This is a genomic window from Pseudomonas sp. NFX71 (assembly GCF_048079215.1).
Classification (GTDB): domain Bacteria; phylum Pseudomonadota; class Gammaproteobacteria; order Pseudomonadales; family Pseudomonadaceae; genus Aquipseudomonas; species Aquipseudomonas fluorescens_B.
On sequence record NZ_CP182230.1, the window covers coordinates 6,659,330 to 6,683,964 of the forward strand.

General features: G+C 61.4%; 16 protein-coding genes. 6 read left to right on the top strand and 10 right to left on the bottom strand.

The annotated features are described in order from the left end of the window. Positions 1 to 34: 34 nt before the first annotated feature. The 3 genes from ACM1ZW_RS30935 to ACM1ZW_RS30945 form a co-directional block, all read right to left on the bottom strand. A complete protein-coding gene (locus tag ACM1ZW_RS30935) occupies positions 35 to 9,277 on the bottom strand; it encodes an amino acid adenylation domain-containing protein (protein WP_416739966.1) in 9,243 nt (3,080 codons plus the stop codon). Positions 9,278 to 9,515: 238 nt separating this feature from the next. After that, positions 9,516 to 10,250 (bottom strand): thioesterase II family protein, encoded by a 735-nt coding sequence (locus ACM1ZW_RS30940; protein ID WP_416739967.1) that lies wholly within the window; start codon positions 10,248 to 10,250, stop codon positions 9,516 to 9,518. A gap of 220 nt (positions 10,251 to 10,470) precedes the next feature. Beyond that, positions 10,471 to 11,643 carry an MFS transporter gene (locus ACM1ZW_RS30945; protein WP_416739968.1) on the bottom strand — a complete coding sequence of 391 codons (1,173 nt, stop codon included), beginning with the start codon at positions 11,641 to 11,643 and terminating at the stop codon, positions 10,471 to 10,473. Positions 11,644 to 11,845: 202 nt separating this feature from the next. On the opposite strand from ACM1ZW_RS30945, the gene ACM1ZW_RS30950 reads away from it, so the two are divergent. Both ACM1ZW_RS30950 and ACM1ZW_RS30955 read left to right on the top strand, forming a co-directional pair. After that, positions 11,846 to 13,672: a glycoside hydrolase family 15 protein gene (locus ACM1ZW_RS30950; RefSeq protein ID WP_416739969.1), complete on the top strand. Its 1,827-nt coding sequence runs from the start codon at positions 11,846 to 11,848 to the stop codon at positions 13,670 to 13,672. A 320-nt stretch (positions 13,673 to 13,992) separates the two neighbouring features. Next, on the top strand, positions 13,993 to 14,382 hold the full coding sequence (locus tag ACM1ZW_RS30955) for a hypothetical protein (RefSeq protein ID WP_017337586.1): 390 nt from the start codon (positions 13,993 to 13,995) through the stop codon (positions 14,380 to 14,382). A gap of 85 nt (positions 14,383 to 14,467) precedes the next feature. On the opposite strand, the gene ACM1ZW_RS30960 is transcribed toward ACM1ZW_RS30955, so the two are convergent. Next, on the bottom strand, positions 14,468 to 15,451 hold the full coding sequence (locus ACM1ZW_RS30960; protein ID WP_017337585.1) for a GlxA family transcriptional regulator: 984 nt from the start codon (positions 15,449 to 15,451) through the stop codon (positions 14,468 to 14,470). A 90-nt stretch (positions 15,452 to 15,541) separates the two neighbouring features. Between ACM1ZW_RS30960 and inhA the strand changes: the two genes are divergently transcribed. After that, positions 15,542 to 16,237 carry an isonitrile hydratase gene (gene inhA / locus ACM1ZW_RS30965; RefSeq protein WP_416739970.1) on the top strand — a complete coding sequence of 232 codons (696 nt, stop codon included), beginning with the start codon at positions 15,542 to 15,544 and terminating at the stop codon, positions 16,235 to 16,237. A 682-nt stretch (positions 16,238 to 16,919) separates the two neighbouring features. Here inhA and ACM1ZW_RS30970 read toward each other — a convergent pair. Beyond that, on the bottom strand, positions 16,920 to 17,408 hold the full coding sequence (locus tag ACM1ZW_RS30970; protein ID WP_017339910.1) for an SRPBCC family protein: 489 nt from the start codon (positions 17,406 to 17,408) through the stop codon (positions 16,920 to 16,922). Positions 17,409 to 17,674: 266 nt separating this feature from the next. On the opposite strand from ACM1ZW_RS30970, the gene ACM1ZW_RS30975 reads away from it, so the two are divergent. Continuing rightward, positions 17,675 to 18,076 (top strand): lysozyme inhibitor LprI family protein, encoded by a 402-nt coding sequence (locus ACM1ZW_RS30975; RefSeq protein ID WP_017339911.1) that lies wholly within the window; start codon positions 17,675 to 17,677, stop codon positions 18,074 to 18,076. Between the two features lie 70 nt (positions 18,077 to 18,146). On the opposite strand, the gene peaD is transcribed toward ACM1ZW_RS30975, so the two are convergent. The 4 genes from peaD to peaA all read right to left on the bottom strand — a co-directional run bounded on the left by peaD (position 18,147) and on the right by peaA (position 22,707). Continuing rightward, positions 18,147 to 19,265 (bottom strand): quinohemoprotein amine dehydrogenase subunit beta, encoded by a 1,119-nt coding sequence (gene peaD / locus ACM1ZW_RS30980; RefSeq protein WP_416739971.1) that lies wholly within the window; start codon positions 19,263 to 19,265, stop codon positions 18,147 to 18,149. A gap of 23 nt (positions 19,266 to 19,288) precedes the next feature. Beyond that, a complete protein-coding gene (qhpC, locus tag ACM1ZW_RS30985; RefSeq protein WP_008027961.1) occupies positions 19,289 to 19,612 on the bottom strand; it encodes a quinohemoprotein amine dehydrogenase subunit gamma in 324 nt (107 codons plus the stop codon). Position 19,613: 1 nt separating this feature from the next. Beyond that, positions 19,614 to 21,044, bottom strand: a complete 1,431-nt coding sequence (peaB, locus tag ACM1ZW_RS30990; RefSeq protein ID WP_416739972.1) for a quinohemoprotein amine dehydrogenase maturation protein — start codon at positions 21,042 to 21,044, stop codon at positions 19,614 to 19,616. Between the two features lie 82 nt (positions 21,045 to 21,126). After that, positions 21,127 to 22,707: a quinohemoprotein amine dehydrogenase subunit alpha gene (gene peaA, locus ACM1ZW_RS30995; RefSeq protein ID WP_414879164.1), complete on the bottom strand. Its 1,581-nt coding sequence runs from the start codon at positions 22,705 to 22,707 to the stop codon at positions 21,127 to 21,129. A gap of 344 nt (positions 22,708 to 23,051) precedes the next feature. Here peaA and ACM1ZW_RS31000 point away from each other — a divergent pair, with 344 nt between their 5' ends. Then, a complete protein-coding gene (locus tag ACM1ZW_RS31000; RefSeq protein WP_017339916.1) occupies positions 23,052 to 23,408 on the top strand; it encodes a hypothetical protein in 357 nt (118 codons plus the stop codon). A 48-nt stretch (positions 23,409 to 23,456) separates the two neighbouring features. Here ACM1ZW_RS31000 and ACM1ZW_RS31005 read toward each other — a convergent pair whose 3' ends face one another. After that, positions 23,457 to 23,711 carry a DUF1652 domain-containing protein gene (locus tag ACM1ZW_RS31005; protein ID WP_017339917.1) on the bottom strand — a complete coding sequence of 85 codons (255 nt, stop codon included), beginning with the start codon at positions 23,709 to 23,711 and terminating at the stop codon, positions 23,457 to 23,459. 187 nt (positions 23,712 to 23,898) lie between these two features. Here ACM1ZW_RS31005 and ACM1ZW_RS31010 point away from each other — a divergent pair, with 187 nt between their 5' ends. Further along, positions 23,899 to 24,627 carry a hypothetical protein gene (locus ACM1ZW_RS31010; RefSeq protein ID WP_017339918.1) on the top strand — a complete coding sequence of 243 codons (729 nt, stop codon included), beginning with the start codon at positions 23,899 to 23,901 and terminating at the stop codon, positions 24,625 to 24,627. Positions 24,628 to 24,635 lie beyond the last annotated feature (8 nt).

Below are 24,635 nucleotides of genomic sequence, written 5' to 3' on the forward strand. Positions count from 1 at the left end.
GACGGCGGCGCCCGATTGGCGCCGCCGCAATGAATCAGTCCGCCGTGCTTTGCGTTGCCGGCGTGCCGCGACGGCGCTTGATCGCCATGCGCCCGCCCAGCAACGCCTTGCGCTGTTCGTTCAGGCGCGCATCGGCGCGGCGCTGCACATCGGTGGCCAGGTCCAGCAATTGGCTGACCGTCAGCTCGTCGGCGCGCAACAACGCTTGCAGTACCGCCTCGATTTGTTCGAACAGGCTTTGCAGCGTGCTCGGCAAGTACTGCCCGGCGGGTGTTTCGAAACTCAGGTGAATGTGTTCAGCCTCGTTGTAGAACGCAGCGACCATGCCGATCTCGGCGGCTTGCCGGCCCGACGGGAAGTCCTCGACCAGCAGGCCGTCCATGGAAGGCAAACGACCGACGCCTTCCTGGTAGATCAACTTGATGTCGAACAACGGCGACCGCCCGGCCCGACGCGGCAGCCGCAACGCTTCCACCAGTCGCTCGAACGGCAGGTCCTGATGGTCCGAAGCCTCCAGAACCGCGCGGCGACAGGCTTGCAGCAGTTGCCCGGCAGCCTCGTCAGCGTTCACCTCCACTTGCAGCACTAATTGGTTAACGAAGAAGCCGACCATTTGTTCAAGCTCAACTTGATTTCGGTTGGCGATATCGGTGCCGATGCGCACGCGACTGACCTCGGTGCGCTGACGCAACACCAGGGTGAAGCCGGCCAATAGCACCATGAACAGCGACAATCCACGCTGTTGAGCGAAGTCGCGCAACTGCTGACTCAAGGTCGCGTTCAAGGTGAAATGGTGGCTGGCACCTTCCTGCGCCTGACGCTGATCGCCGTCGCCCGGCAACTCCAGCACGGCTTGCGGCTGGCCAAGGCGCGCCTGCCAGTAATCGAGCTGACGCTGCAGCTCGCCGCCCTGCTCCAGCCACTGGCGCTGCCATCTGGCGAAGTCGGCGTATTGCACGACCTGTTCCGGCAACGGCGCGACGCCGCCCCGGTTGAGGGTCGGATACAGCGTCACGAACTCATTGATCAGAATCCGGAACGACCAGTCATCTGCCGCGATGTGGTGCACCGTGAGCAGCAACACATGCTCCTGATCCGCGACCTGCAACACCCGCACCCGCAGCAACGGGCCATGGCGCAAATCGAACGGCCGGGCGACTTCTTCTCGGGCCAGTTGCGCGGCTTCGGCGTCCGGGTCTGGCAAATGCCGCAGGTCGCTGGCAACGAAACTCAACGGCAGATCGGTGTGCACCCGCTGCCAGGCGTGACCGTCGTCCTCATGGAACGTGGTGCGTAACACGGCGTGGCGTTGCACCAGGGTTTCAAAGGTTTGCTGCAACGCCGACAGGTTCAACTCGCCGCGCAACCGCAAGGCGCCGGGCATGTTGTACATCGAACTGTCGGGCTCAAGGTTCCAGAGGAACCACAACCGCTGCTGGGCAAAGGACAACGGCTGGCGTTCGCCGGAAGGCTCCGCCACCAGTGCCGGGCGTTCGCAGACATTGGCGTCGTGCCGCAGGCCTTGCACCTGAGCGGCGAAATCCTGCAGGCGCGGGTGTTCGAACAGGCTGCGCAAACTCACCGACAGGCCCAGGCGCTGGCGAATCTGCGAGACGATCTGCGTGGCCAGCAACGAATGCCCGCCCAGCTCGAAGAAGCTGTTTTCGCGATCGACACGGGTGACGTGCAACACCTGCTGCCAGATCTGCGCCAGCTCGATTTCCAGCTCGCCTTGCGGTGCGGTGCCGGCCACCGTTTCCCAGACCTCAGGCGCAGGGAGCGCGGCGCGGTCGAGTTTGCCGTTGCGGTTGAGCGGCAGTGCGCTCATCACCACCAGTTGCGCCGGCAGCATGTAGTCCGGCAGACGCTCGCCCAAAGCCTGGCGCACGGTTTCGGTGAGCTGACGCGAGTCGGCGTCCGACAACGTTGGCACGACGTAGCCGATCAACTGCTTGCCACCGATGCCTTCCTGCACCAGCACCACCGCTTCGCTGATCATCGGCAAGCCTTGCAGGTGCGCTTCCAGTTCACCGAGCTCGACGCGGAAACCACGGATTTTCACCTGATGATCGATGCGTCCCAGGTATTCCAGCGCGCCGTCTTCGCGATACCGCGCCAGATCGCCGCTGCGGTACAAGCGTGCGCCCGGCGTGGTGGAAAACGGATCGGCGATGAAGCGCTCGGCACTCAGTCCCGGACGCTGGTGATAGTGCTGGGCAATGCCGGCGTCACCGCCGATGCACAACTCGCCCACGCAACCGGTGGGCAGTAGATGGCCCTCGGTATCCAGCACGTACAAGGCCCGACCGGGCAACGCGCGGCCAATCGGCACGCCGATCAGGTTTTGCGTGTCGGCCAAGGTGCACAGGTGCGTGCTGGAGACCACGGTGGCCTCGGTCGGCCCGTAGGTGTTGAGCAGGCGCACATCACCAAGACCGGCGGCATGCCAGAGCTTCAGGCCTTCCAGCGACATGGCTTCGCCACCGACGTGGACCTGACGCAGCCGACCTTTGTCGCGCTGAGGCTGCGCCGCCCATTCCTGGGCCAGCAAGTACCAATAGGCTGCAGGCAAGTCCGCCAGGGTCACGCCCTGTTCGATGATTTGCCGGTACAAGGTGTCGGTATCCCACAGTTCATCACCGCGCAACACCAGCGCCGCACCCACGCACAACGGCGGGTAGCACTGTTCGACAAAGCCGTCGAAGCTGAACGTGGCGAATTGCAGCACGCGGTCATCGGCGCTGAGTTGCGAATAGTCCGCCGCAATCACGCAGAATTCGCGCAACGCGGCGTGGGCCAGGCACACACCTTTCGGCCGGCCGGTGGAGCCGGAGGTGTAAATCAGGTACGCGAGGTCTTCGGCGCAGGCGAGGTTGACCGGGTTGCTCATGGAGTAGCCGGCCAGCGACGCCGCCGTCAGTGCCAGACGCGGCAGGCCTTCGGGCAATGCGACATCCGCCAGCAGTTCCGGTTGCGCCAACAGCAGGTCCATCCCGCTGTCTTCGATCATGTAGGCCAGGCGTTCGGCCGGGTAGTCCGGGTCCAGCGGTACATAACCGGCGCCGGACTTGAGGATCGCCATGAGGCTGACGATCATCTGCGCATTACGCCGCACCGACAGGCCGACCCGCTGCCCCGGCGCCACACCGTGCTCGCGCAGGCGATGGGCAAGCTGGTTGGCCTGGGCGTTGAGCTGTGCATAAGTCAGTCGCTCTTCACCGACGATCACGGCCAATGCGTCGGGGGTGCGTGCGGCTTGTTGCTCGAAGCGTTGATGCGCCAGCAATGGACTGTCCAGCAGCGGCGCGGCGGGACGCGAGCCCAGCAACACCTGGGCTTTTTGCTTGGCATCCAGAAGGCTCACGGCCCCCAGAACCTGTTGCGGCTGTGCGACGAATTGCTCCAGCACCTGCAGCAGGTTCGCGCCCAGCCGCTCGATCTGCACGGTGCTGAACAAGGCCTGATCGAAACTGAATTCCAGGCGCAGGCTGGCGCCGACTTCGATGCCGAGGGTCAGCGGGTAGCTGGTGATTTCGTGATTGCGCAATGCGCCGAAGGTCAGTCCCGCCGGCGCGCCTTGCTTCAGCGCTTCGGCCACCGGGAAGTTTTCAAACACCAGCAGACTGTCGAACAGCGCGCTGCCCTGCTGTCCGGCCCAGCCCTGGATGTCGTAGAGCGGCACATGCTCGAACTCACGCAAGCTCAGGTTCAGCGCTTGCAGCTCGTTGAGCCATTGGCTGACCGGCTGCGTCGAGTATGGCGTAGCAATGATCGGCAAGGTGTTGATGAACAGGCCCAACTGTTGCTCGATGCCCGGCAACGGCGCGGATCGCCCGGCAATCGTCGCGCCGAACGCCACGCAGGATTGACCGGTGTAGCGCTGCAACAGCAGACCCCACGCGCCCTGCAACAAGGTGTTGAGAGTGATCTTCTGATGCCGGGCAAACTCGGTCAGACGCTGCATGGCGGCGCTTTCCAGCGTCAGGTGATGCTCGCCCATGCCGCGCCCCTCGACCGGCGTCGGCAAGGCTTGCGCCAGCAGCGTCGGCGTCTCGAGGGCAGCCAGCGCCTGTTTCCAGAACTGTTCGCCCGCCGCCAGTGGCTGTTGCTGAATCCAGCCCAGGTAGTCGCGGTATTGCCCCAGGGGTTTGGCCAGTGCCTGCCCGGCGTAATGCTGAATCACTTCGCCGAGCAACTGCGCGTTGCTCCAGCCGTCCATGAGGATGTGATGACTGGTGTAGATCAGGTGCCACGCGTCGCTGCCCTGACGCACCAGCATCAGGCGCAGCAGCGGCGCGGCGCTGAGTTCGAAACCACGGCTGCGCTGTTCGGCGGCCAGCGCATCGAGGTCGATATCGGCGGCCTCGATCACCTGCAATTGCAGGTCGATCTGACGATGAATGACCTGATGCGCAGACTCCAGACCCAACCAATGGAAGCTGCTGCGCAAAATGTCGTGGCGGTTGATCGCCGCTTGCCATGCCCGACCGAACGCCGCCAAGTCCAGCCCCTGAATATCGAGGCGCAGTTGATTGATATAGGCCTCAGCCTGTGGCTCATACAAGGTGTGGAACAACATGCCCTGCTGCATCGGTGTTAGCGGATACATGTCCTCGATGGCCGGGGCCGCGACAGGCAACGCGTCCAGCTGCGCCTGGTTGATCCGTGCCAGCGGGAAGTCCGATGGCATGACCTGCCCCGTCGGGGTTGCACAGCAATGTTCGATCAGCGCGGTGAGTTCTTCGGTGTAGGCATCGGCCAGTTGCTGAACGGTGCTGTCGGCAAACATGTCGCGACTGAAGCCCCATTGCAACGAGAGTTGACCGCCATAGACCTGGCTTTCCAGGGTCAGCCAGTTGGCCAGCGGCGCATCGTCACCCTGGGCATGACCGCCGCTTTCCAGCGCCGGTTCAAACAGCGCGCCCTCATCGAACTGACGGTCGAACTGGCCGAGGTAGTTGAAGGTGATCCGTGGTGCCGGCAATCCTTGCAAGGACTGACGCTGAGCCGGCTCGCCGAGGTAGCGCAGCAAGCCGTAGCCGAGACCTTTATCGGGGATGGCGCGCAGTTGTTCCTTGATCGTCTTGATCGCGTTCGCCGTTTCCGCGTGAGGTTGCAGGCGTACCGGGAACAAACTGGTGAACCAGCCTACGGTGCGCGTCAGGTCGAGGGCGTCGAACAGGTCTTCACGGCCATGGCCTTCGAGCTGGATCAGCGTCGAGTGATGCCCGGTCCAACGGCAAATCACCCGCGCCAGCGCCGTCAGCAGCAAGTCATTGACCTGGGTGCGATAGGCCGCCGGGGCTGTTTGCAGCAGCTGCCGCGTCAACCCGGCGTCGAGCTTCGATTCGATCTTGTGGCCGTGGCGATGCTGCAGGCTGCCCAGCGGATTTTCACACGGCAGGTCGCGGGCATCGGCGTGTTGCGCCTGCCAGTACGGCAGTTGCTGATCCAGTGTGCGGGCATGTTCTTGCAGATGACGGGCCCAGCTTTGGTAAGCGCTGGTTTTGTCGGGCTGGGTTGCGGCACTGCCGGCGGCCAATTGGGTGTAGGCCTGCTGGAGGTCTTCGAGCAGCACCCGCCACGACACGCCGTCCACCGCCAAATGGTGCACAGCCAGCAACAGGCGTTGCGTACCGTCGTCGAGACTGACCAGCAAAGCGCGCAGCAACGGCCCATCGGCCAGATCAAGGCTGCGTTGCGCTTCGTCGCACAGCGCCGACAACGCCTCGCTCGAGGACGCCTGCCGCTGCCACAGTCCCGCCGTTTCGACGGGCGATCCGTGGCACTGCTGCCAGCCATCGACACCCTGGGTGAAACGCAAGCGCAAAGCATCGTGATGGTTGATCACCGCGACCAGCGCGGCTTCAAGGGCTTGAGGGTTCAGCGCCTCGCGCGGCGTCAGCAGCAAGGACTGGTTCCAGTGTTGCGGCTGCGCGATGGCTTGCTCGAAAAAGTAATGTTGCGCCGGGGTCAGCAGCACCTCGCCGCTGACCGGCCCTTGATCGATGGAACTGCGATTGTCGAACGCCGCCACCAGCGCCAGGCTGCGCACCGTCTGGTACTGGAACAGGTCGCGTGGACTGAGGCGGATGCCGGCCTGACGGGCGCGGCTGACCACTTGAATGGAGATAATCGAGTCGCCGCCCAGCTCGAAGAAGTTGTCTTCGAGTCCCACGCGCTCCAGACCCAACACGTCCTGCCAGATCTGCGCCAGCGCCGTTTGCATGGCGTCTTGCGGCGCGACGAACGCGTGTTGCGGCGCCGCATCCGGTTGCGGCAGGGCCTTGCGGTCCAGTTTGCCGTTGGCGGTCACTGGCAGGGCATCCAGTGGCATCAGGAAGGTCGGCACCATGTATTCCGGCAAGCTGCTCAACAGCCAGGCCTTGAGGGTTTCCGGCCACTGCGGCTCGACGTTTTCCAGCACCAGGTACGCCACCAGATGCTTGCCGCCCTGCACCAGCACCACGGCTTCGCGCACCAGCGGATGCTGCATCAGGCGGGTTTCGATTTCCCCCAACTCGATACGCAGGCCGCGCAACTTCACTTGATGGTCGAGACGACCGAGGTATTCGATCACCCCGTCGGCGCGCTGGCGCACCCGGTCGCCGGTACGGTACAGGCGTGCGCCATCATGGAACGGGCATGGCACAAAACGCTCGGCCGTCAGGCCCGGCCGGCGGTGATAACTGCGCGCAAGACCCGCGCCGCCCAGGTACAACTCCCCCGCTACACCCGCCGGCACCGGCAGCAACTGTGCGTCCAGAACATGGGTGCGCAGGTTGGCAATCGGCCGGCCGATCGGCACGCTGTCGGCGCCTTCATCAACGCAGGTCCAGTGGGTCACGTCGATGGCCGCTTCGGTCGGTCCGTACAGGTTGTACAACCCGGCGCCTGGCAACTTGGCGAACACCTGAAGTTGAGCGTCCAGTGGCAAGGCTTCACCGCTGCAGGCGATGCGTTTGAGGCTGGCACAGGCTTCAACGCCCGGCTCGTGGATAAACGCCTGAAGCATCGACGGCACAAAGTGCAAGGTGCTGATGCCGAACTCGCCGATGAGGCGGATCAGCCGCGTCGGTTCGCGGTGCGCCCCCGGCGGCGCCACCACCAGACGGGCGCCAGTCATCAGCGGCCAAAAGAACTCCCAGACCGACACGTCGAAACTGAACGGGGTTTTCTGCAACACCGAGTCGCTGCCGTCCAGCCCATACGCCTGTTGCATCCAGCACAAACGATTGACCAGCGCCGCATGGCTGTTCCCGGCGCCCTTGGGCTTGCCGGTTGAGCCGGAGGTGTAAATCACGTAGGCCAGGTTCAAAGGATGCACCGACACCGACAGGCAGGTTTCGCGGTAACCGTCCAGCCAAGCCTCGTCCTGATCCAGTGCAATGACCTTGATGCCCTCGGTCGGCAGCGTGCCGACCAGAGCGCTTTGGGTCAGCAACACGCCAATCGCACTGTCTTCGATCATGTAGGCCAGGCGCTCCGCCGGGTATTCCGGATCGAGCGGCACATAGGCGCCGCCGGCCTTGAGAATTGCCAACAGGCCAATGACCATTTCCAGCGAACGCTCGGCGGCGATCCCGACCAGCACATCGGGACCGACACCCTGCTCGCGCAGGTAGTGGGCCAATTGATTGGTGCGCGCATTGAGCTGTGCATAAGTCAGCTGGCGATTGCCAAACACCAGCGCGGGCGCCTCGGGCGTGCGCAAGGCCTGGGCGTGGATCAATTCGTGAACGCACTGCTCGACGGGATAAGTTTCGGCGGTGCGGTTCCAGTCATGCACCAGCACCTGCTGTTCCTCCGCCGCCAGCATCGGCAGCTCGCCGACCCGCTGATTCGAATCGACCACCATCGCCTGCAACAGGCGCGTCCAGTGCTGCGCCATGCGCGCGATGGTCGGTGCGTCGAACAAGTCGCTGGCGTAGGTCAGTGCGGCGTGCAGCTTGCCGCTCTTTTCATAGGTGTCGAGGGTCAGGTCGAACTGCGTGGTGCGCCCTTCCCACTCGATTGCGCCCAACACCAGACCGGAGGCGGTGCTGATGCTGGACATGTCCGCGACTTGCGGCTGGTGGTTGTACATCACCTGGAACAGCGGCGTGTGGCTGAGGCTGCGTTCCAGTTTCAGCGCTTCGACCAGACGCTCGAACGGCAGGTCCTGATGGGCCTGGGCGCCGAGGGCGGTCTCCTTGATGGCGCGCAACAAATCGTCGACGCGGGTCTGGCCGTCAAGCTGTGTGCGCAGCACCTGAGTGTTGACGAAGAAGCCGATCAGGCCTTCGATTTCCGCTCGGTTGCGGTTGGCAATCGGCACGCCGACACGGAGATCGGTTTGCCCGGTGTAGCGATGCAGCAGCACGTTGAACGCACCGAGCAACAGCATGAACAGGGTGATGTTGTGTTTCTGCGCAGTGGCACGCAGTTGCTCGGCCAGTTGCGGGTCGACAGCGAACTCGTAACGAGTGCCGCGATAGCTCGGCATTGCCGGGCGCGAGTGATCGGTGGGCAGTTCCAGCACCGGGTGTTCGTCGCCGAGCTGCGCCTGCCAGTAATCCAGTTGACGCGCCTGTTCACCCGCCTCCAGCCAGCGGCGTTGCCACAAGGCGTAGTCGCTGTACTGGATCGGCAACGGCGCGAGTTGCGGTTGTGCACCGGCCTCGAAGGCGTCGTAGCAGCGGATGAACTCATCAATCAGCACGTTCATCGACCAACCATCAGAAACGATGTGGTGCAGGGTCAGCAGCAGGACATGTTCCTGTTCGGCGAGTTTGAGCAAGGTCACGCGCAGCAACGGACCGACCGAAAGATCGAAGGGCAACACCGATTGCTGCTCCGCCGCCTGGGCGACGGCACGTTCGCGCTCAGTGGCCGGCAATGCGCTGAAATCCACCTGCTTGATGACCAGCGGCGCGCTGGCCGGCACTTGCAGCAAGCTGTCGTCGGCCTGACGCTGGAACACCGTGCGCAGGGTTTCGTGACGCTCCACAAGACTGGCAAAGGCCTGTTCCAGCGCAGGCAGGTTCAACTGCCCGGTCAGACGCACCGCGCCCGGCAGGTTGTAGGCGCCACTTTGCGCGTCCAGTTGCCAGAGAAACCACATGCGTTGCTGGGCGTACGACAACGCCTGGCGATCCTCGGCCTCGACGCCGGCAGGAATCGGGAACCGGGCGAAATCAATGCCTTCCTTTTGCAAGGCCGCAAGGAACATCTGGCGCTTTTCCAGGGGCAACCCGATAAACCGGCGAGCAAGTTTCAAGGAGTCTTCAGCATTCATTTCTAAGCATCCGGATCAGTGGCGGGAAGCACAAAGGCACGTCGTCCCTATAAAACGAATGCAGACCGGAAAAATTAGCGAATGAGAACAAGTGTCAGCGGAGGTGGATCGCGGGATGTCAGGTTGCGGCAAATCAAATGTAGGAGCGGGTTTGCTCGCGAAAGCGTCGGGTCAGCCAACATCAATGTTGAATGATGAACCGCTTTCGCGAGCAAGCCCGCTGCCAAATCTGGCCGTGTCAGGCAGTGGCAGCCATGGCGTGCCGGCGATGGTGAACATCGAGCTGGTCCTTGATCACCCGCAACACCTTGGCTTCGTGCTCATGGATGAAGAAGTGACCACCGGCCAGCATGTCCACGGAGAAGCTACCGTGGGTTTCCCTGCTCCAGCCGATCAGCTGTTCAGTGGTCGCGCGATCAGCCTTGCCGCCAAGCACGTGCACCGGGCATTTCAGCAACGGACGCTGGATCGGCTCGAAGCGTCCGCACAGCAGGAAGTCTGCACGCAGGATCGGCAGCGTCAGGCTCATCAGCTCTTCATTGGCCAACACTTCTTCACTGGTGCCATTGAGGGTGCGCAGTTGCTCGATCAGCTCGGCATCGGTTTTCGGATCGGCAAAACCCTGGTCGTAGTCGGCCCGCATCGTCGGCGCGGCGGTGCCTGAAGCGAACAGCGCCACCGGCTCAGGGCAACCCAGCGAGCGAAAGGCGTGGGCCATTTCGCAGGCCAGCAAAGCGCCGAGACTGTGGCCGAACAGCGCGTACGGCGCCTTGAGCGTGGCTTTCTGTTCCTGGGCGAGTTGCAGCGCCAGGTGCCGCATGTCGGTGTGCAAGGGCTCGCCGAACCGCGCGCCGCGCCCCGGCAGTTCCACCGGTTGCAGCCTGAGCCACTCCGGCAGTTTGCGCCGCCAGCGGCTGTAGACCATGGCGCTCGCGCCTGAATAGGGCAGGCACAGCAATGTCAGCTGGGTCACCGGGCTTACCTCGAAAAGTTGTCTGTAAAGAGAACGGATGAGCGCCGCGGGGAATTAGGTGGATACTGAATTGTGGCGAGGGAGCTTGCTCCCGCTGGGCTGCGAAGCGGCCCCAGAACCAGCCGCCTCTGTCATGCCAGGTAACACTTGGCTGAGGGGTTTACGACGGCTTCGCCGCCGAGCGGGAGCAAGCTCCCTCGCCACAGAATGGGTGAATGAATTACTTGAGGTGACGGAAACTTTGGATTGCGGAACCGAGGACGACAGCCCCCGCCACGATTGCCACCCAGAACCCGCTGCGCGCACCGAACGCATCCACCAGCCACCCCGAACTGGCCGCGCCAATCGCCACGCCAATGCTCAACCCGGTGACCAGCCAGGTCAGCCCTTCGGTGAGTTTGGCCGGCGGCACGATGCGCTCCACCAAGGCCATCGCCACAATCAGCGTCGGGGCAAAAAACAGCCCGGAGACGAATACCGCCAGCGACAACCCGAGAATGTTGCTCGCCAGCAACAACGGCAACGTAGTCACCGCCGTCGCCACCCCGCCATACAGAAACAATCGCGGCAACGGCACTTTCGAGCGCAACGCCCCGAACGCCAGCCCGGCCAGGCACGAGCCGATGGCATACACCGACAACACAATGCTCGCCGCCGCCGGCTGTCCCTGTTGCTGGGCGAACGCCACGCTGACCACATCGACCACGCCGACAATGGTGCCCATGGCAACCATCAACAGCATCAGCAACTGAATCTCGGCGGAACGAATGATCGAGCCCTGATGGTGTTCTTCATGGGGATGAATCGCCGGCTCCGTGTCCCGTTGCAGGACAAACGCCGTGACGCCAATCGCCAGCATCAGCAACGCCGCCAACGGCCCCGCTTCGGGGAACGCCACCACGCACAGGCCCACTGACAGTGGCGGTCCGACAATGAAGCAGACTTCGTCGAGCACCGATTCCAGGGCGTACGCGGTCTGCAATTGTGGCTGGCCGCGATAGACCTCGGTCCAGCGCGCCCGCACCATCGCCGACATGCTCGGCATGCAACCGGCCAGCGCGGCGAACAAAAACAACGTCCAGTTCGGCGCCTGCAAACGCGTGCACAGCAACACCAGCAGCAATGCCCCGCCACCGGTCAGCGCTGACACCGGCAAGATCCGGCGTTGCCCGAAACGGTCCACCAGACGCGAAACCTGTGGCGCGCAAAACGCCGTCGCGAGGGCAAACGTCGCCGCCACCGCACCGGCCAGCCCGTAACCACCTTGCAACTGGGAGAGCATGGTGATCAGGCCGATACCGGTCATGGAAATCGGCATGCGCGCGATCATCCCGGCCAGCACGAAAGCCCGGCTGCCTGGGGCTTTGAACAGTTCGCGGTAGGGGTTGGCCATGGTTCGGCTCTCGATAAGGGCCTGCAAGTTGCCATAAGGCGGGTGAAGGGGAAAGGGTCGAATTGTTGGTTGAATGTGAAGGCTGCGATCTTTTGAGCTTGCTGCTGAACTCTCCACCATCCAGACCAGTCTGCTGATTAAGCCCACATCTCAAGGCGCTAACCTTCCGGAGGCATGAGCCTTGATCCGGAGTGTCGCAACAATGGCTGATCATCATCCCGAACGACAAAGCGCTATCGACGCCCACGGCATCATTGGCGACATGCGCAGCGCGGCATTGGTCAACGATAAGGGCAGCGTGGATTTTTTCTGCTGGCCGGAATTCGACAGCCCGTCGATCTTCTGCTCGTTGCTGGACACGCCCGAGGCCGGCATTTTCCAACTGGCACCTTACCTGGCCGATGCCCGCCGCGAGCAGATCTACCTGCCCGACACCAACGTGCTGCAAACCCGCTGGCTCAGCGACAGCGCGGTGGTCGAAGTCACTGACCTGCTGCCCATCGGCGATAGCGAAGATGATCTGCCGGTGCTGATGCGCCGGGTTCGGGTGGTCAGCGGCCAGGCGACGTTTTACATGCGCTGCGCCGTGAGGCATGACTATGCTCGCGCCAAAACCCGCGCGCGCCTGGACGAAAAGGACGTGGTATTCGAGGCAGCCGATCAACCGTCCATGCGCCTGTCTTCGGATCAGGTGTTGCGTATCGACGGCAACACGGCGGTGGCCGAATTCACGCTGGAACAGGGCCAGGGTGCGCAATTCCTGCTGGGCGGCGTCGACGATCCCCGCTTCAAGGACGGGGCCGCAGACTTGTGCATGGAGCGCACACTGAAGTTCTGGCGCGACTGGACCGGCCAGTCCAACTACCGCGGTCGCTGGCGGGAAATGGTCAACCGCTCGGCCCTCGCGCTGAAGCTTTTGACCTCACGCAAACACGGCGCAATCCTCGCCGCCGCCACGTTCGGCCTGCCGGAAACGCCGGGCGGTGAACGCAACTGGGATTATCGCTACACCTGGATCCGCGACGCCTCGTTCACGGTCTATGCCTTCATGCGCCTGGGGTTTGTCCAGGAGGCCAACGATTACATGCGCTGGCTGCGCGGGCGGGTCAGCGACTGCCACGGCAAACCGATGAAACTCAACATTCTCTACGCCATCGATGGCCGTCAGGAACTGCCGGAAACCGAACTCTCGCACCTCAGCGGCCATGGCGGGGCCACGCCGGTTCGCATCGGCAATCAGGCTTACGACCAGATCCAGCTCGACATCTTCGGCGAGCTGATGGATGCGGTGTACCTGGTCAACAAGTACGGCGACGCCATCTCCCATGAAGGCTGGAAACACGCGGTGGACGTGGTCGATCAGGTCTGCGAAACCTGGCAGCAAAAAGACGTCGGCATCTGGGAAATGCGCGGCGAGCAGCATCATTTCCTGCACTCTCGATTGATGTGCTGGGTCGCGCTGGACCGGGCGATCCGCCTCGCCTCGAAACGCTCCCTGCCCGCCCCGTTTGCCCGCTGGGACCAGACCCGTCAGGCGATCTACGTCGACATCTGGGAAAATTTCTGGAACGAAGAGCGCGGGCATTTCGTCCAGCACATCGGCGGCACCGCGCTGGATGGTTCGATGTTGCTGATGCCGCTGGTGCGTTTTGTCAGCGCGAAAGATCCGCGGTGGCTATCGACCCTCGAAGCCATCCAGAAAACCCTGGTACGCGACGGCATGGTCTATCGCTACCGCAACGAAGACAGTCAGATCGACGGCCTCACCGGCACCGAAGGCGCCTTCGCTGCGTGTTCGTTCTGGTATGTCGAATGCCTGGCCCGGGCCGGCCAGGTGGAAAAGGCGCACCTGGAGTTTGAACAATTGCTGCGGTACGCCAATCCGCTGGGGTTGTACGCCGAAGAGTTCGACAGCCATGCGCGGCATCTGGGCAATACACCACAAGCGCTGACGCACCTGGCGCTGATCAGCGCGGCGAGTTTTCTGGACCGGAAACTGAGTGGGGAAAAAAACTACTGGCAGCCGTGAGACCGAGACGCTTTGCTGATCCCACCCATCAACTGTGGCGAGGGAGCTTGCTCCCGTTGGGCGGCGAAGCAGCCCCAAAACCATCCCACTCGGTGCATCAGGTAAAACGTAATCACAGGGTGTACGACGACTTCGTCGCCCCACGGGAGCAAGCTCCCTCGCCACAGGTTTCGTAAAGGGCAAAGTCCTACGCTTCATAAACAAGACCCGCTGCCAACCTCCCGAAATACCTTGTTGCCAGCCGCTACATCCCCACCTACCATCGACCGTCAACGGGCACAGCGGAGCTGTCCAACAAAACCCGAATTCAAGGAACCCGAATGACCCAGCGTATCCACCGCAGCATCGACACCCCACTCCGATCCGGCCTGAACCGCGACGAACTGTGGGAAGGCCCCGACAAAGGCCTGATCAAATGCTGGGAAATCGGCCGCCAACGCGCCGCCCGCTTCCCCGAACTCGCCCAACAATGCCGCGCCGGCGAACTGCCGGTGCTGGGCTGGAAAGGTGGTGTCAGCCGCAGCCTGAAGAAACTCGAAAAGTACGGCTCCCTCAAATACCTTGCTCAATGGCAGGGTTTGCGCGGGGAAGATCTGGAGGTTGACCTGGATGAAGAACGAGCATTGACGTGCTCGCGGACCGGGATGGTGGTGACGTTTACGCCGGATCGGGCGAAATATATCAATCAGGTGGCGGAAGCCGAAACTTGAGCCTCCACTGTGTGGCGAGGGAGCTTGCTCCCGTTCGACTGCGCAGCAGTCGCAAAGATTGGCGCGAAAACGCCAGGCGCAACGATCAGAGCGTCACCGAATCTACTTCAGAACTCACCGAAAACCGCTCGCGATAGGCTTGCGGCGTCACGCCCATGGCGCGCAGAAAACTGCGGCGCAGCGTCTCTTCGCTACCAAACCCGCACTGCACGGCGACCCGTTTTATCGGCACACCGGTATCACTGAGTAACCGCCGCGCCGTCTCGACCCGAATCAGTTCGATGGCCCGCGCAGGCGTCTGACCGGTGTCGGCGCGGTAGTGGCGGACGAAGCTGCGTTCGCTCATGCCGGCCTGTAGCGCCAAGGTGGGAATGCCCAGATCCATGGTGAGGTGTTCGCTGATCCAGGCGTGAAGGTCGTCGAATCGGCTGCCTTCTTTTTGCAATGACAGGGTCACGCTGAACTGCGACTGACCGCCCGGACGTTTAAGGAAAACCACCAACTGCTGCGCCACTTCCAACGCCATGTTACGACCCAGGTCTTCTTCGACCATGGCCAGCGCGAGGTCGATGCCAGCCGTGACCCCGGCCGAAGTCCACACCGGGCCGTCATTGATGAAAATCGGATTGGGCTCGACCCGCAGCCGTGGATGCCTCTGCGCCAGCTGATCGCAACGGGTCCAGTGCGTGACCACCCGACGGCCATCGAGCCAGCCACTGGCCGCCAGTAAAAACGCCCCGGTGCACACCGATGCCACCCGACGGCATCTCGCCGCATGCTCATGCACCCAGGCCACCAGTGCCGCATCCTCCGCTGCCGCGTATACGCCCCAGCCGCCGGCAATGATCAAGGTATCGCTGCCTTGTGCGGGCAACGGGTCGGCCAACAACGCCAGCCCCGCCGACGACATCACCGCCCCGCCGCCGCTGGCAATTACTGTCGGTGCATAAGGCGGCGGCAAACCTTTCTGGCGGGCAATATCGTTGGCAGAGGCGAACACCTGCAGTGGCCCGGTAACGTCGAGCAGTTGCACATTGGCGAACGCGAGCACATGAATGGTCTTGGGCATGTTTGGCGTAATTCGTGGGGTAATTGGCGTATGCGCCAAATCCTACGAGCCTAGAGTGAAGCCGTCCACCCACTTCACGAGAAAAACACCATGACGCTGCAGATCGGTTTTCTGTTGTTCCCGCAGGTTCAGCAACTGGACCTGACCGGCCCTTATGACGTGCTGGCCTCGTTGCCGGACGTGAAGGTGCATTTGATCTGGAAGGACTTGATGCCAGTCACCGCCAGCACCGGCCTGGTGCTGAAACCCACCGTCACCTTCGACGATTGCCCGGCACTGGATGTGATCTGCATTCCCGGCGGCAGCGGTGTCGGGCCGTTGATGGAAGATGAAAAAACATTGGCATTCATCAAGGCTCAGGCGGCCCATGCCCGGTATGTCACTTCGGTGTGCACGGGAGCGTTGGTGCTGGGTGCTGCGGGCCTGCTCAAGGGTAAACACGCGACCACTCATTGGGCGTATCACCAATTGCTCGCGCCATTGGGTGCGATTCCGGTGAAGGATCGGGTGGTGCGCGATGGCAATCTGTTGACCGGTGGCGGGATCACCGCGGGCATCGATTTCGCGCTGACATTGGCCGCTGAATTATTCGATAAGGACACGGCGCAGCTGGTGCAGTTGCAGCTGGAATATGCTCCGGCGCCGCCATTTGCTTCGGGCTGTCCTGAGACCGCTCCGGTCAGCGTGCTGGAGGAGGCGTGGAAACGGGCTGCCGGGTCGTTGAAATTGCGCTCGGAAATCACCGAGCGTGTTGCGGCGAAGCTCGATCAGGTGTCAGTACGCTGATCCATTCCTCGGTGCAGCCAGCGTCCGGCTCCACCGAGGACTTTCCATCGCCCACAAAAAAACCCGCCTAAGCGGGTTTCTCAAGACCATTTCGACATCCTGTCAGCAGCCATCCAGGCTTATGGTCGATCATCCGTGATCCTGAGTGCATCCTGCGACTCAGTTGATGGATCCAGATTAACGACATTGTTGAAGCGTAAACAGACGACATACCCGCGCTCTGGTGTAAGCCATTGACCATTCAGGACCCGAGTCCGCACAGTGTGGCGCGGGGGAATGTGTGGCGAGGGAGCTTGCTCCCGCTGGGTCGCGAAGCGAGCCCAAAAGCTTTGCGACTGCTTCGCAGGCGAGCGGGAGCACGCTCCCTCGCCACACAGGCTCGCTCGCACAAAGACATGGTCAACTTTTCAGCAGGCGAAAAAAAACCCGCCGAAGCGGGTTTTTCCCAAGACCATGTCGACTCCCTGTCGATAGCGTTCCTTGCTGATGGCCGATCATCCTTGATCCCGAAGCACTTCCTGTGTTCCGGTTGATGAGGCTAGATTACGCATCGGATCCAATCTGCAACAGGCGACATCGTTGCCACCGCGCGTAAGACATTCGCCATACCGCCCCTTCCGCAAACCCTTAGACGCCTCAGGCGTCGAGCCTGAAAGCCTTGAATTCAGGGGCCCGCGGGCCATTACTCTGGCTGATGCTCGCGAGCCTTGGTGTTGATCTTCAGAAATTCTTCGATGTTGTTCATCTGCTCATCCCAACCACGGCTGTCCATACGGAACGCCTTGAGCCGCCGCGACTGGGGAATGTGATCGAAGCCGGACTCGGTGACCTTGAGCAAGGTGCCGTTATCCATGTCTTCAAGCTCGAAGAGCACCAGGGTGGTGGGCTCCTGGGAGTAGTCGACTTCGGGCTTCACGGCATACGGGTGCCAGCGAAACGAAAACACGCGTTCCGGCTCGACTCGCTCCACCAGGACATTCCACAGCAAATGCTCATAACCTGGGTAGGTAATCTGTCCCTGAGTCCATTCGCCGGCGACAAAGCGCTTGCCTTCCAGTGCCACGCCAAACCACTGCCCGAACGCTTCGGCGTTGGCCAGCACGCGCCAGACCTGCGAACGCGGCACTTTAAGCAGGATCTTCCTTTCGATGCGATCTGATGCTGGGTTCATAAGTCACCTCCTGTACTTAACAGTAGGCCTGTAAGACCACAAGACCAACCTTAAAGTTGTATCAATCGGGTTTCTCATTCAACCCTGCCTGAAATATTCAGGCCGCACATCCGCACCAGAGTTCGGGGTTGAGAACGACAGAAGTGATACAGGCGCAAGGACATCCAAGCGTGCGCAGATCACTTACTAAGGGCTCCAGCGCCACCGCAAGCGAATGAGGCTTCGCTACACTGCACCTCACTTTTCCAGTCACAGCGAGAATCCCCATGCACCCACGCTTGCTCCTGGCGCTGACGCCATTGCTGTTCACCACCATTGCCCATGCCGTCGATTGCGACAACGCCACCGACCAGGCCACGATGAATCAATGTGCGGCGCAGCAGAACAAGGCGGCGGACAAGGAGTTGAATGCGCTTTACCGGCAGATCACCGAGCGCTTGAAGGACCATCCCGACAGCAAGAAGCTGTTGGTAGGCGCGCAGCGGGCATGGATCGGGTTTCGGGATGCCGAGTGCAAGTTTTCGGCGTCCGGGGTTGAGGGCGGGAGTGTCTATCCGTTGATTTACAGCAATTGCATCACGGACCTGACCAAGGCGCGGGTTGAGGCTTTCAAGATTTACTTGAAGTGTCAGGAGGGGGATCTGAGTTGTCCGGTGCCTGGGGTTTGAGGATCTGGTGCCTGTCAGGGCCTCATCGCGGACACGTCGGATCGCGATGACGCCCTGACAGGCGCCGCAATTACCGGACAAATATCTGCGCCGTGGTAATCGCCATATCCCCACCCGGCAACTTGATGCTGCCCACCTGTTTCAGGCTGTCGGCATCAAAAATCGCCACATCGTTAAACGTCCCCGCCAGGTAAATCTTGCTGCCGTCCTTGTTGAAGGAAATGCAGTAGTAGGAATGATCCAGCGTCGCCGCCTGCAGCATTTTCTTTTCCTTGATGTCGTACTTCGCCAGGCGATTGAGCACGCCGAACATCAGGTTCGGGTCCTTCGGCGAGCGCATGCCGCTGAAGTAGATTTCCGTCAGAGGCCCGAAGTCGGTGGTTTCGGTCTTGCCGGTTTTCAGGTCAATGCTGAACAACCCGTAGAGGTACTCGGCGGTAGCGGGATCCTGCTTCTTGTCCTTGAATTTCGCCGCGGTGTAGAGCAGCGAAAAGTCGTGACGATAGGTCTGCTGGTTCCACACGTAGAGCACGTCCGGTGCGCTGTAATTCGCCCGCTTCCAGTGACGGCTGGGGATCAGCACGTCGAACTTGCCGGTTTTCACATCGACCTTGTAGACGTCCGCCCCCGCGACATAAAGCGTGCCGTCGTCGCCACTCTGCATGATGGTGAGCTGCCGTGGTGCCGGGAAGCTGCGCACCGGTTTGGCGTCCATACCGGCGTCGGTGGCGTAGACGTCCAGCCGAGGCTGCTGCACTTCGTAGCGGTCATTGAGCATCAACGTCGGGTTGGCGATGGCGAACAGTTCCTTGCCGTCATGGCTGAGGGTGAAGGCGAACATCGACTTCGCTTTCTCCCCCGGTTTCTGGGTGATGCTGGCGTGGAACACCTGCTTGCAGCTGTCCAGTTCGACGCCGTAGACATCCGCGTAGTGATTGTTCAGCACATAAGCGGTCTTGCGATCCGGCGACAACTGAACCGTGCCCGGACCGAAGGCGTCCGGCATCTTGCAGGTCTTGAACAGTGTGTCCGTGGCCAGGTCGATCACGTGCAGGTTGTTCGGGTAATTGGTGGTCACCATGTACTCGTGACCGTGTTGCAGAGCGGAGTTTTCATCGGCCAGAACGTTGAACGAACAGACGCTCAGGACGGCAAACGCGGCCAGGCCGCAGGCTTTGATGCTGTGCATGCTGGAATCCTTCTTTTGTCCGATCACTTGTCTTTTGGAAAGACAGTGCCAAGGTTGCGCCAGTTGTCGTTGGACGCCTGGGCATCCTTGTTCCAGTCCGGGTAGGTGCTCATCATGTCGGGCACCTGGGCCGGCCACCAGCAAGGGTCGGAGCAGCCATAAAGGTCGGCTTCCATCGGCTGGCACAACGACGACACACCGCCAAACGCATCGATTTCCCAACCCGGGTCGGTGGTCGACGCACAGCCCGCGACAGAGCTCATCGCCACCACTTCTTCGATGCGGTTTTCGGCCGCGGCCTCATCGAGTTTCAACGCTTTATTATTGATTGCCTTGAGATGTTTCATATCAGTGAGCCTTGCGCGGAGTGATGTAGCTGCTGATAAACGCAGGGTTGTGGGCCATGATCCGGGTGTAGACCTCGATGCCGAAATCGACCCAGTCACGCATCAGTTCGCAGTAGTGATAGGTCGGGTGGGTCGGGTCGCCGTAACGGGCGTAGCTCTCGTGGTAGCAACCGCCGGAGCAGAGATTGCGGATCTGGCAGTCCTCGCAACCGGTGTTGGTACGGTCAAGGCGCTGGGACAGGAAGTCGTTCAGCTCGACCTGTTTCACACCGCTGTGCACGTTGCCGAAGGTCGGCAGCGATGAGCCGGTAAAGCGGTGGCACAGGTTCAGTTCACCCTTGTGATCCACCGCCAGCATCTTCAGGCCCGCGCCGCAGGGCAGGGCTTTTTTGTGGCCTTCGTGGATGTCGGTGATCAACTGGTGCAGGTTGGAGAAGCCGATGTTGCGGTGCTCCAGCGCCGCGTCCAGGTAACGCCGACCGAGGCGTTTCATACTGGCAAAGACCTCGATCAGTTCGTCACTGGTGAGGTTGAAGGTGCTGATGTCGCCGGAGGTCACCGGGGCAAAGCCGACTTCGGCAAACCCCAGTTCATTGAACAGGTGATCCCAGATGGTTTCGACGTCGGTGACGCCGGTGGTCAGGGTTACGCGGGCACCGACCGGACGACTGTTGTAGCGCGACAGCAGCATCTCGGCCTTGCGCCGCACCACGTCGTAAGTGCCCTGCCCGCCCACGGTGATGCGGTTGCGGTCGTGCACGGTTTTCGGCCCGTCGATACTGACTGACAGGCCGAAACGGTGGGCGTTGAGGTAGTCCACGGTGTCTTCGGTGAGCAGCGTCGCGTTGGTGGTCATGACGAACTCGACGAACTTGCCGGCCTCGCGGAAACGCTTCTCGCAATAGTCGACCATGTATTCGATCAGCTTGCGATTGCTCAGCGGCTCACCGCCGAAAAACACCACGGTAAAACGCTCTTCGTCCGGGGATTCACGCAGCAGCATTTCCACTGATGCAATAGCCGTTTCGACGTCCATTTTCTTGCCGGCCGATGGCTTGTCGAGGTCTTCCTTGTAGCAGTAGGTGCAGCTCAGGTTGCAGCCGGTGTTGACGTTGAGCACCACGGTATTGATCGCGGTGCGCTCGACCCGTTTGGTGCCGATGTCCGGGGTCAGCGGCGAGCCGTCGCTGACCAGCTCCAGGGACATCAGGTCGCGCAGGGTCTCGGTGATTTCGTCGCCGTTGAAGCGAGAAGACAAACGCTGGATCAGGTCGTCCGACGAACAGCCGGGACCGCGCAACGTATCAATGATGGTGCCCGTCAGCTCGTCGCTGGCGAACAGTGAACTGCTGGGAATGTGAAACAGCATGCGGTCGGCATCGACGTGCACTTCGTGCAGGTTCCGCTCAACCAGATTCAAAATAGCGCCCATTGCAACCTCCTGTGCAAACCCCGTTCTGCGGGGCCTGCGGTCATTCCGAAAAAAGTGTCTGAAGACTTGGGTTTCAGCCAACTCACGGAATGGGTGGATTGTTCCAGCGTTGCACGGTGACGATCATGTGGCCTTCGCCGGTCAGGGATTTCCCTGCGTCGTCGACGGCGGCGATCACCTTGAGGTTGCCGGCATTGTTGGTGGACATTTTGCGTTGCGGATTCGGCCCGGCATCGCCCGGGGTGAACACGCCGGTGTCGGCTTGCATGGTGCCGGCGAACTTGACGTCTTCGTCTTCCTTGGCGCGGTCGTCGAAGGCTTCGACCGACCACTGCGCCGGGAACACGCCGATGCGATACGGCTTGCCGTCAGCGCCCTTGCCCCACGCTTCAGCATCAAAACGCCCCTGGACTTTCGGCGTCGAACCACCGCCATCGCCGATCCGCGCCACCGAGAACTCGGGCACGACTTTGACTTCGGCAATTTTGCTGTAGACCGACAGGGTCGGGCCTTTCAGCGTGCCGACGGTGACGTTGCGCAGGCCCGGCTGGGCATTGGCGGCGGCTTTGAGTCTGACCTTGATACGATCTGCGTTTTGCTCGACAACCTCGACCACTTCCACGCCTTTGCCGAAGTTCGGTTTGCCGCTAAGACCGCTGCCGATCAGGGTCACTTCGGTCTCGACGCCAGCCTTCAGATAACCCGGCTGCACCGCCAGCAAACGACTGCTGCCCTGCTTGGCCGCGACGAAGTCCAGACCGCGTTCATCGTGCTCGGCCTCGAACATCCGGCCCTGCATGGCATTGCCCTGGGCGGCGAACACCTGACGCATGGTCACGCCGTCGATGGTCACGTTGCCACGCCATTCATAGCCGGTGTAGAGAATCGCGCTGCCGTCGCCATTGAACGGGGTGCCATCGGCGTATTGGCCTTTGACGCTGACCTTGAACGTGTCGTCGCCATCGGCGCTCACGCTCATCACCCCGGCCAGTTCACCTTTGCCTGGCAAGTGGCCGCTGAAGCTCCAGTCGCCCACCAGCGCCTCGGCTTTCGGCGCCGTGGCCTGCCATTTTTTCCAGGCCGGGTTGTCCAGCGGATAACGCTTGGCCAACAACGGCACCATGTCTTTTCGTGCCAGATCGAACCAGTCGCGGTCGCGAGACAGAGCCTGGTATTCCAGCGACGGCCACTGGCCGAGGTGGAAATTCACCAGACGCTCCCATTCCTGGGCCGGACGCCGTTGCAGGGCGACCCGCGCCCCGGAGTGGCAGCGGCCGCACATCTGGCTGGTCTGGTCGTCGAATTTCTCGACAGTATTGAGTCGCCGCTCCAGCGCATACCGAACGCCATCGGTCTCACTCGGCGCCAGGCCCTGAGTGTCGGCCAGGTACTTGACCAAGGTGCGGCGGTCGTCATCGCTGATCTGCAAACCGTGCATGGTCTGCATCCGGGCGATGCTCATCAGCCAGCCTTCCGGCGTTTTGCGCTGGTGACTGATGCGGCTCAGGGCATTATCGGCTTCAGGGGTGTGACAGCCCTGACAGGTTTCCTTGAGGATGGTCTGGGCGTCGCGGGCTGCCAGGCTATAAGGCGAATGCAGCGCCACACAGGCGGCCACGGCCAGCAGACTGACGCTCAGGCCTGATCGGAGTTTTCTCTTCATCAACGTCGAACCTCGCACGGTGCTTTCTTATTTTTGTGGCTTATCGTTTTTATGGTTTCTGCCGCCGGCGGCGCACCGCAGACGGAGGCAAGAGAAACGTCTGCGATGACCAATACACGGAGCGTGCCAGCTTGCCGATTAGCTTTTTAATCAAGCGGTTGCGTGAAGTTGACTGCGGTTGAGCCTGCCTGAGCCTGAGTACTTGCGTCTAATATCGCGACAGGTGTTGCAGTCTGAGACAAGCATAGTTGCCGTGGCGGCAACAGCTCATCGCCCGACGATTGACGGCAATCCCCTGCGGGGGCGAAATAAGTGTTCATCCATTGCCAGTCGGGGGTCCCAACATGGCAAGCGTCACTGTCCTGGCGGGGGACTTTCTGCAGGGTGACGGAGAGTACACAGACGGCGTTTTCACCCTGAGAACGTCGCTCCACCCGTGGCCCGGCATCACCCTGCCACTTTCCTCGTTCAAAAGCGTGGAAGTCGCCAACGAGGATTCGATCAATAACATCAAGGACGCCATCGGTTTCGGCGTCGCCGGCGCCATGCTGCTCGGCCCCATCGGCGCCATTGCCGGTTTCATGCTGGCCGGAAAGGAAACCGAAGTGACGTTCCTGGCCACGCTCAAGGACGACAGGAAATTACTGGTTGCCGTAGATGGCAACACGTTCGACGATATTTTTCGGAGAATCGCCGCCTGATTACTCAGCGCGAGCCGCACCGGTTACACGGTGCGGCTTGTCGCTGGTTCAGATCGAATAGGTGGGATGAATGCTTTTGTGCGCCTCGATTTCCTGACGCATGTCCGCCACCAGTGTGGCGATGGCATGGGGACTATCCAGTGTCCACACCGGAACGTGGGTGGCGATCAGGTCTACTTTGCCAGTCATGCAGTCACAGACCCGGATCGTCAGGGACTGGTCCGCTTCCATGTTGCAGGTGCAGACGGCGGGTAGAAAACTGTGTTCGATGATGCTTTGGATTTCCAGGGTTGAAAGGAACATCGCAACCTCCCTTACACCAGATGTGTGCCGGGTAAATGCTCCGTCATTTCACCCACCGAGCCTGAAAATTCTATTCCCCAAAAGTGGGGGGCTCAAGAGCGCAACCCGGTTGCTCGTCGTCTCGGCGTTCAAGCTTTCGCGCTACCCGTCGATAACCTGCTACACCAAACGTTAAGGGAATGACGACATGGCAATTTCTTTAAACTCAGCCTCGATCCAGCCATCGGCCGCTCAGCTCAGCCAGTCCAGCCAACCACTGACAGCGAAAACGCTGAGTGAAGAGCAGCAGAAAACGACGGTAAACATCAATCCCGCGGCGATTTATCATCCAAGCGATGAGGCGCCTGCCACCAGTCTGACCATCGAATCGATCGAGACCTGGATCGGCCGCAGCCAGTCGCCTGATTTCCCGCAGGTTGCCGAGCGGCACCAAAACGCCCATCAATCGCTGAAATCCTCTTTTGAAGAGTTCCAGTCGGCGTTGGCCCACGCCTATCCGGACCTCGCCGACAAAAAATTCGGCTTCACCATTCAAGCGGATGGAAGCCTCAAGGCCCTCAACACTTCTGGCGCGCTCAGTTCTTCCGACATGAATCGGCTGAACAATTTGCTGAATGCATCCAGTTCGCTCAAATCGGCAGCGAGCAGTTACCGCGACGCCTCCATCGAGCTGGTGGCCGCCGACTCCGTCTGGGGGGGCAGCTACGTGGGCGGGTACAACCTGAACAAGGAGAACTTCGCCAACACCATCGATCTGGGCGCCCTGTTCTTGAAGAAAGGCTCGGCGCCAAACGCTGAAACCCTGAACGGCTTCTTCTCCTCTCAGTTGTGGAGCAAAGGCGAGCGGATGACGCAGGAGATGGAAGTGCAGATGCTGACCGAGCGCGACGCCAAGAAGATCGACGAGACGGTCTGATTGCAGAC

Excerpts from the sequence above, each read along its gene's own strand:
- ACM1ZW_RS30975 (WP_017339911.1), top strand. The coding sequence starts at position 17,675 with ATGCACCCACGCTTGCTCCTGGCGCTGACGCCATTGCTGTTCACCACC.
- peaD (WP_416739971.1), bottom strand. The coding sequence starts at position 19,265 with ATGCACAGCATCAAAGCCTGCGGCCTGGCCGCGTTTGCCGTCCTGAGC.
- ACM1ZW_RS30955 (WP_017337586.1), top strand. The coding sequence starts at position 13,993 with ATGACCCAGCGTATCCACCGCAGCATCGACACCCCACTCCGATCCGGC.
- ACM1ZW_RS31010 (WP_017339918.1), top strand. The coding sequence starts at position 23,899 with ATGGCAATTTCTTTAAACTCAGCCTCGATCCAGCCATCGGCCGCTCAG.
- ACM1ZW_RS30960 (WP_017337585.1), bottom strand. The coding sequence starts at position 15,451 with ATGCCCAAGACCATTCATGTGCTCGCGTTCGCCAATGTGCAACTGCTC.
- ACM1ZW_RS31000 (WP_017339916.1), top strand. The coding sequence starts at position 23,052 with ATGGCAAGCGTCACTGTCCTGGCGGGGGACTTTCTGCAGGGTGACGGA.
- ACM1ZW_RS30950 (WP_416739969.1), top strand. The coding sequence starts at position 11,846 with ATGGCTGATCATCATCCCGAACGACAAAGCGCTATCGACGCCCACGGC.
- ACM1ZW_RS30935 (WP_416739966.1), bottom strand. The coding sequence starts at position 9,277 with ATGAATGCTGAAGACTCCTTGAAACTTGCTCGCCGGTTTATCGGGTTG.
- peaB (WP_416739972.1), bottom strand. The coding sequence starts at position 21,044 with ATGGGCGCTATTTTGAATCTGGTTGAGCGGAACCTGCACGAAGTGCAC.
- ACM1ZW_RS30945 (WP_416739968.1), bottom strand. The coding sequence starts at position 11,643 with ATGGCCAACCCCTACCGCGAACTGTTCAAAGCCCCAGGCAGCCGGGCT.
- peaA (WP_414879164.1), bottom strand. The coding sequence starts at position 22,707 with ATGAAGAGAAAACTCCGATCAGGCCTGAGCGTCAGTCTGCTGGCCGTG.
- ACM1ZW_RS30970 (WP_017339910.1), bottom strand. The coding sequence starts at position 17,408 with ATGAACCCAGCATCAGATCGCATCGAAAGGAAGATCCTGCTTAAAGTG.
- inhA (WP_416739970.1), top strand. The coding sequence starts at position 15,542 with ATGACGCTGCAGATCGGTTTTCTGTTGTTCCCGCAGGTTCAGCAACTG.
- ACM1ZW_RS31005 (WP_017339917.1), bottom strand. The coding sequence starts at position 23,711 with ATGTTCCTTTCAACCCTGGAAATCCAAAGCATCATCGAACACAGTTTT.
- qhpC (WP_008027961.1), bottom strand. The coding sequence starts at position 19,612 with ATGAAACATCTCAAGGCAATCAATAATAAAGCGTTGAAACTCGATGAG.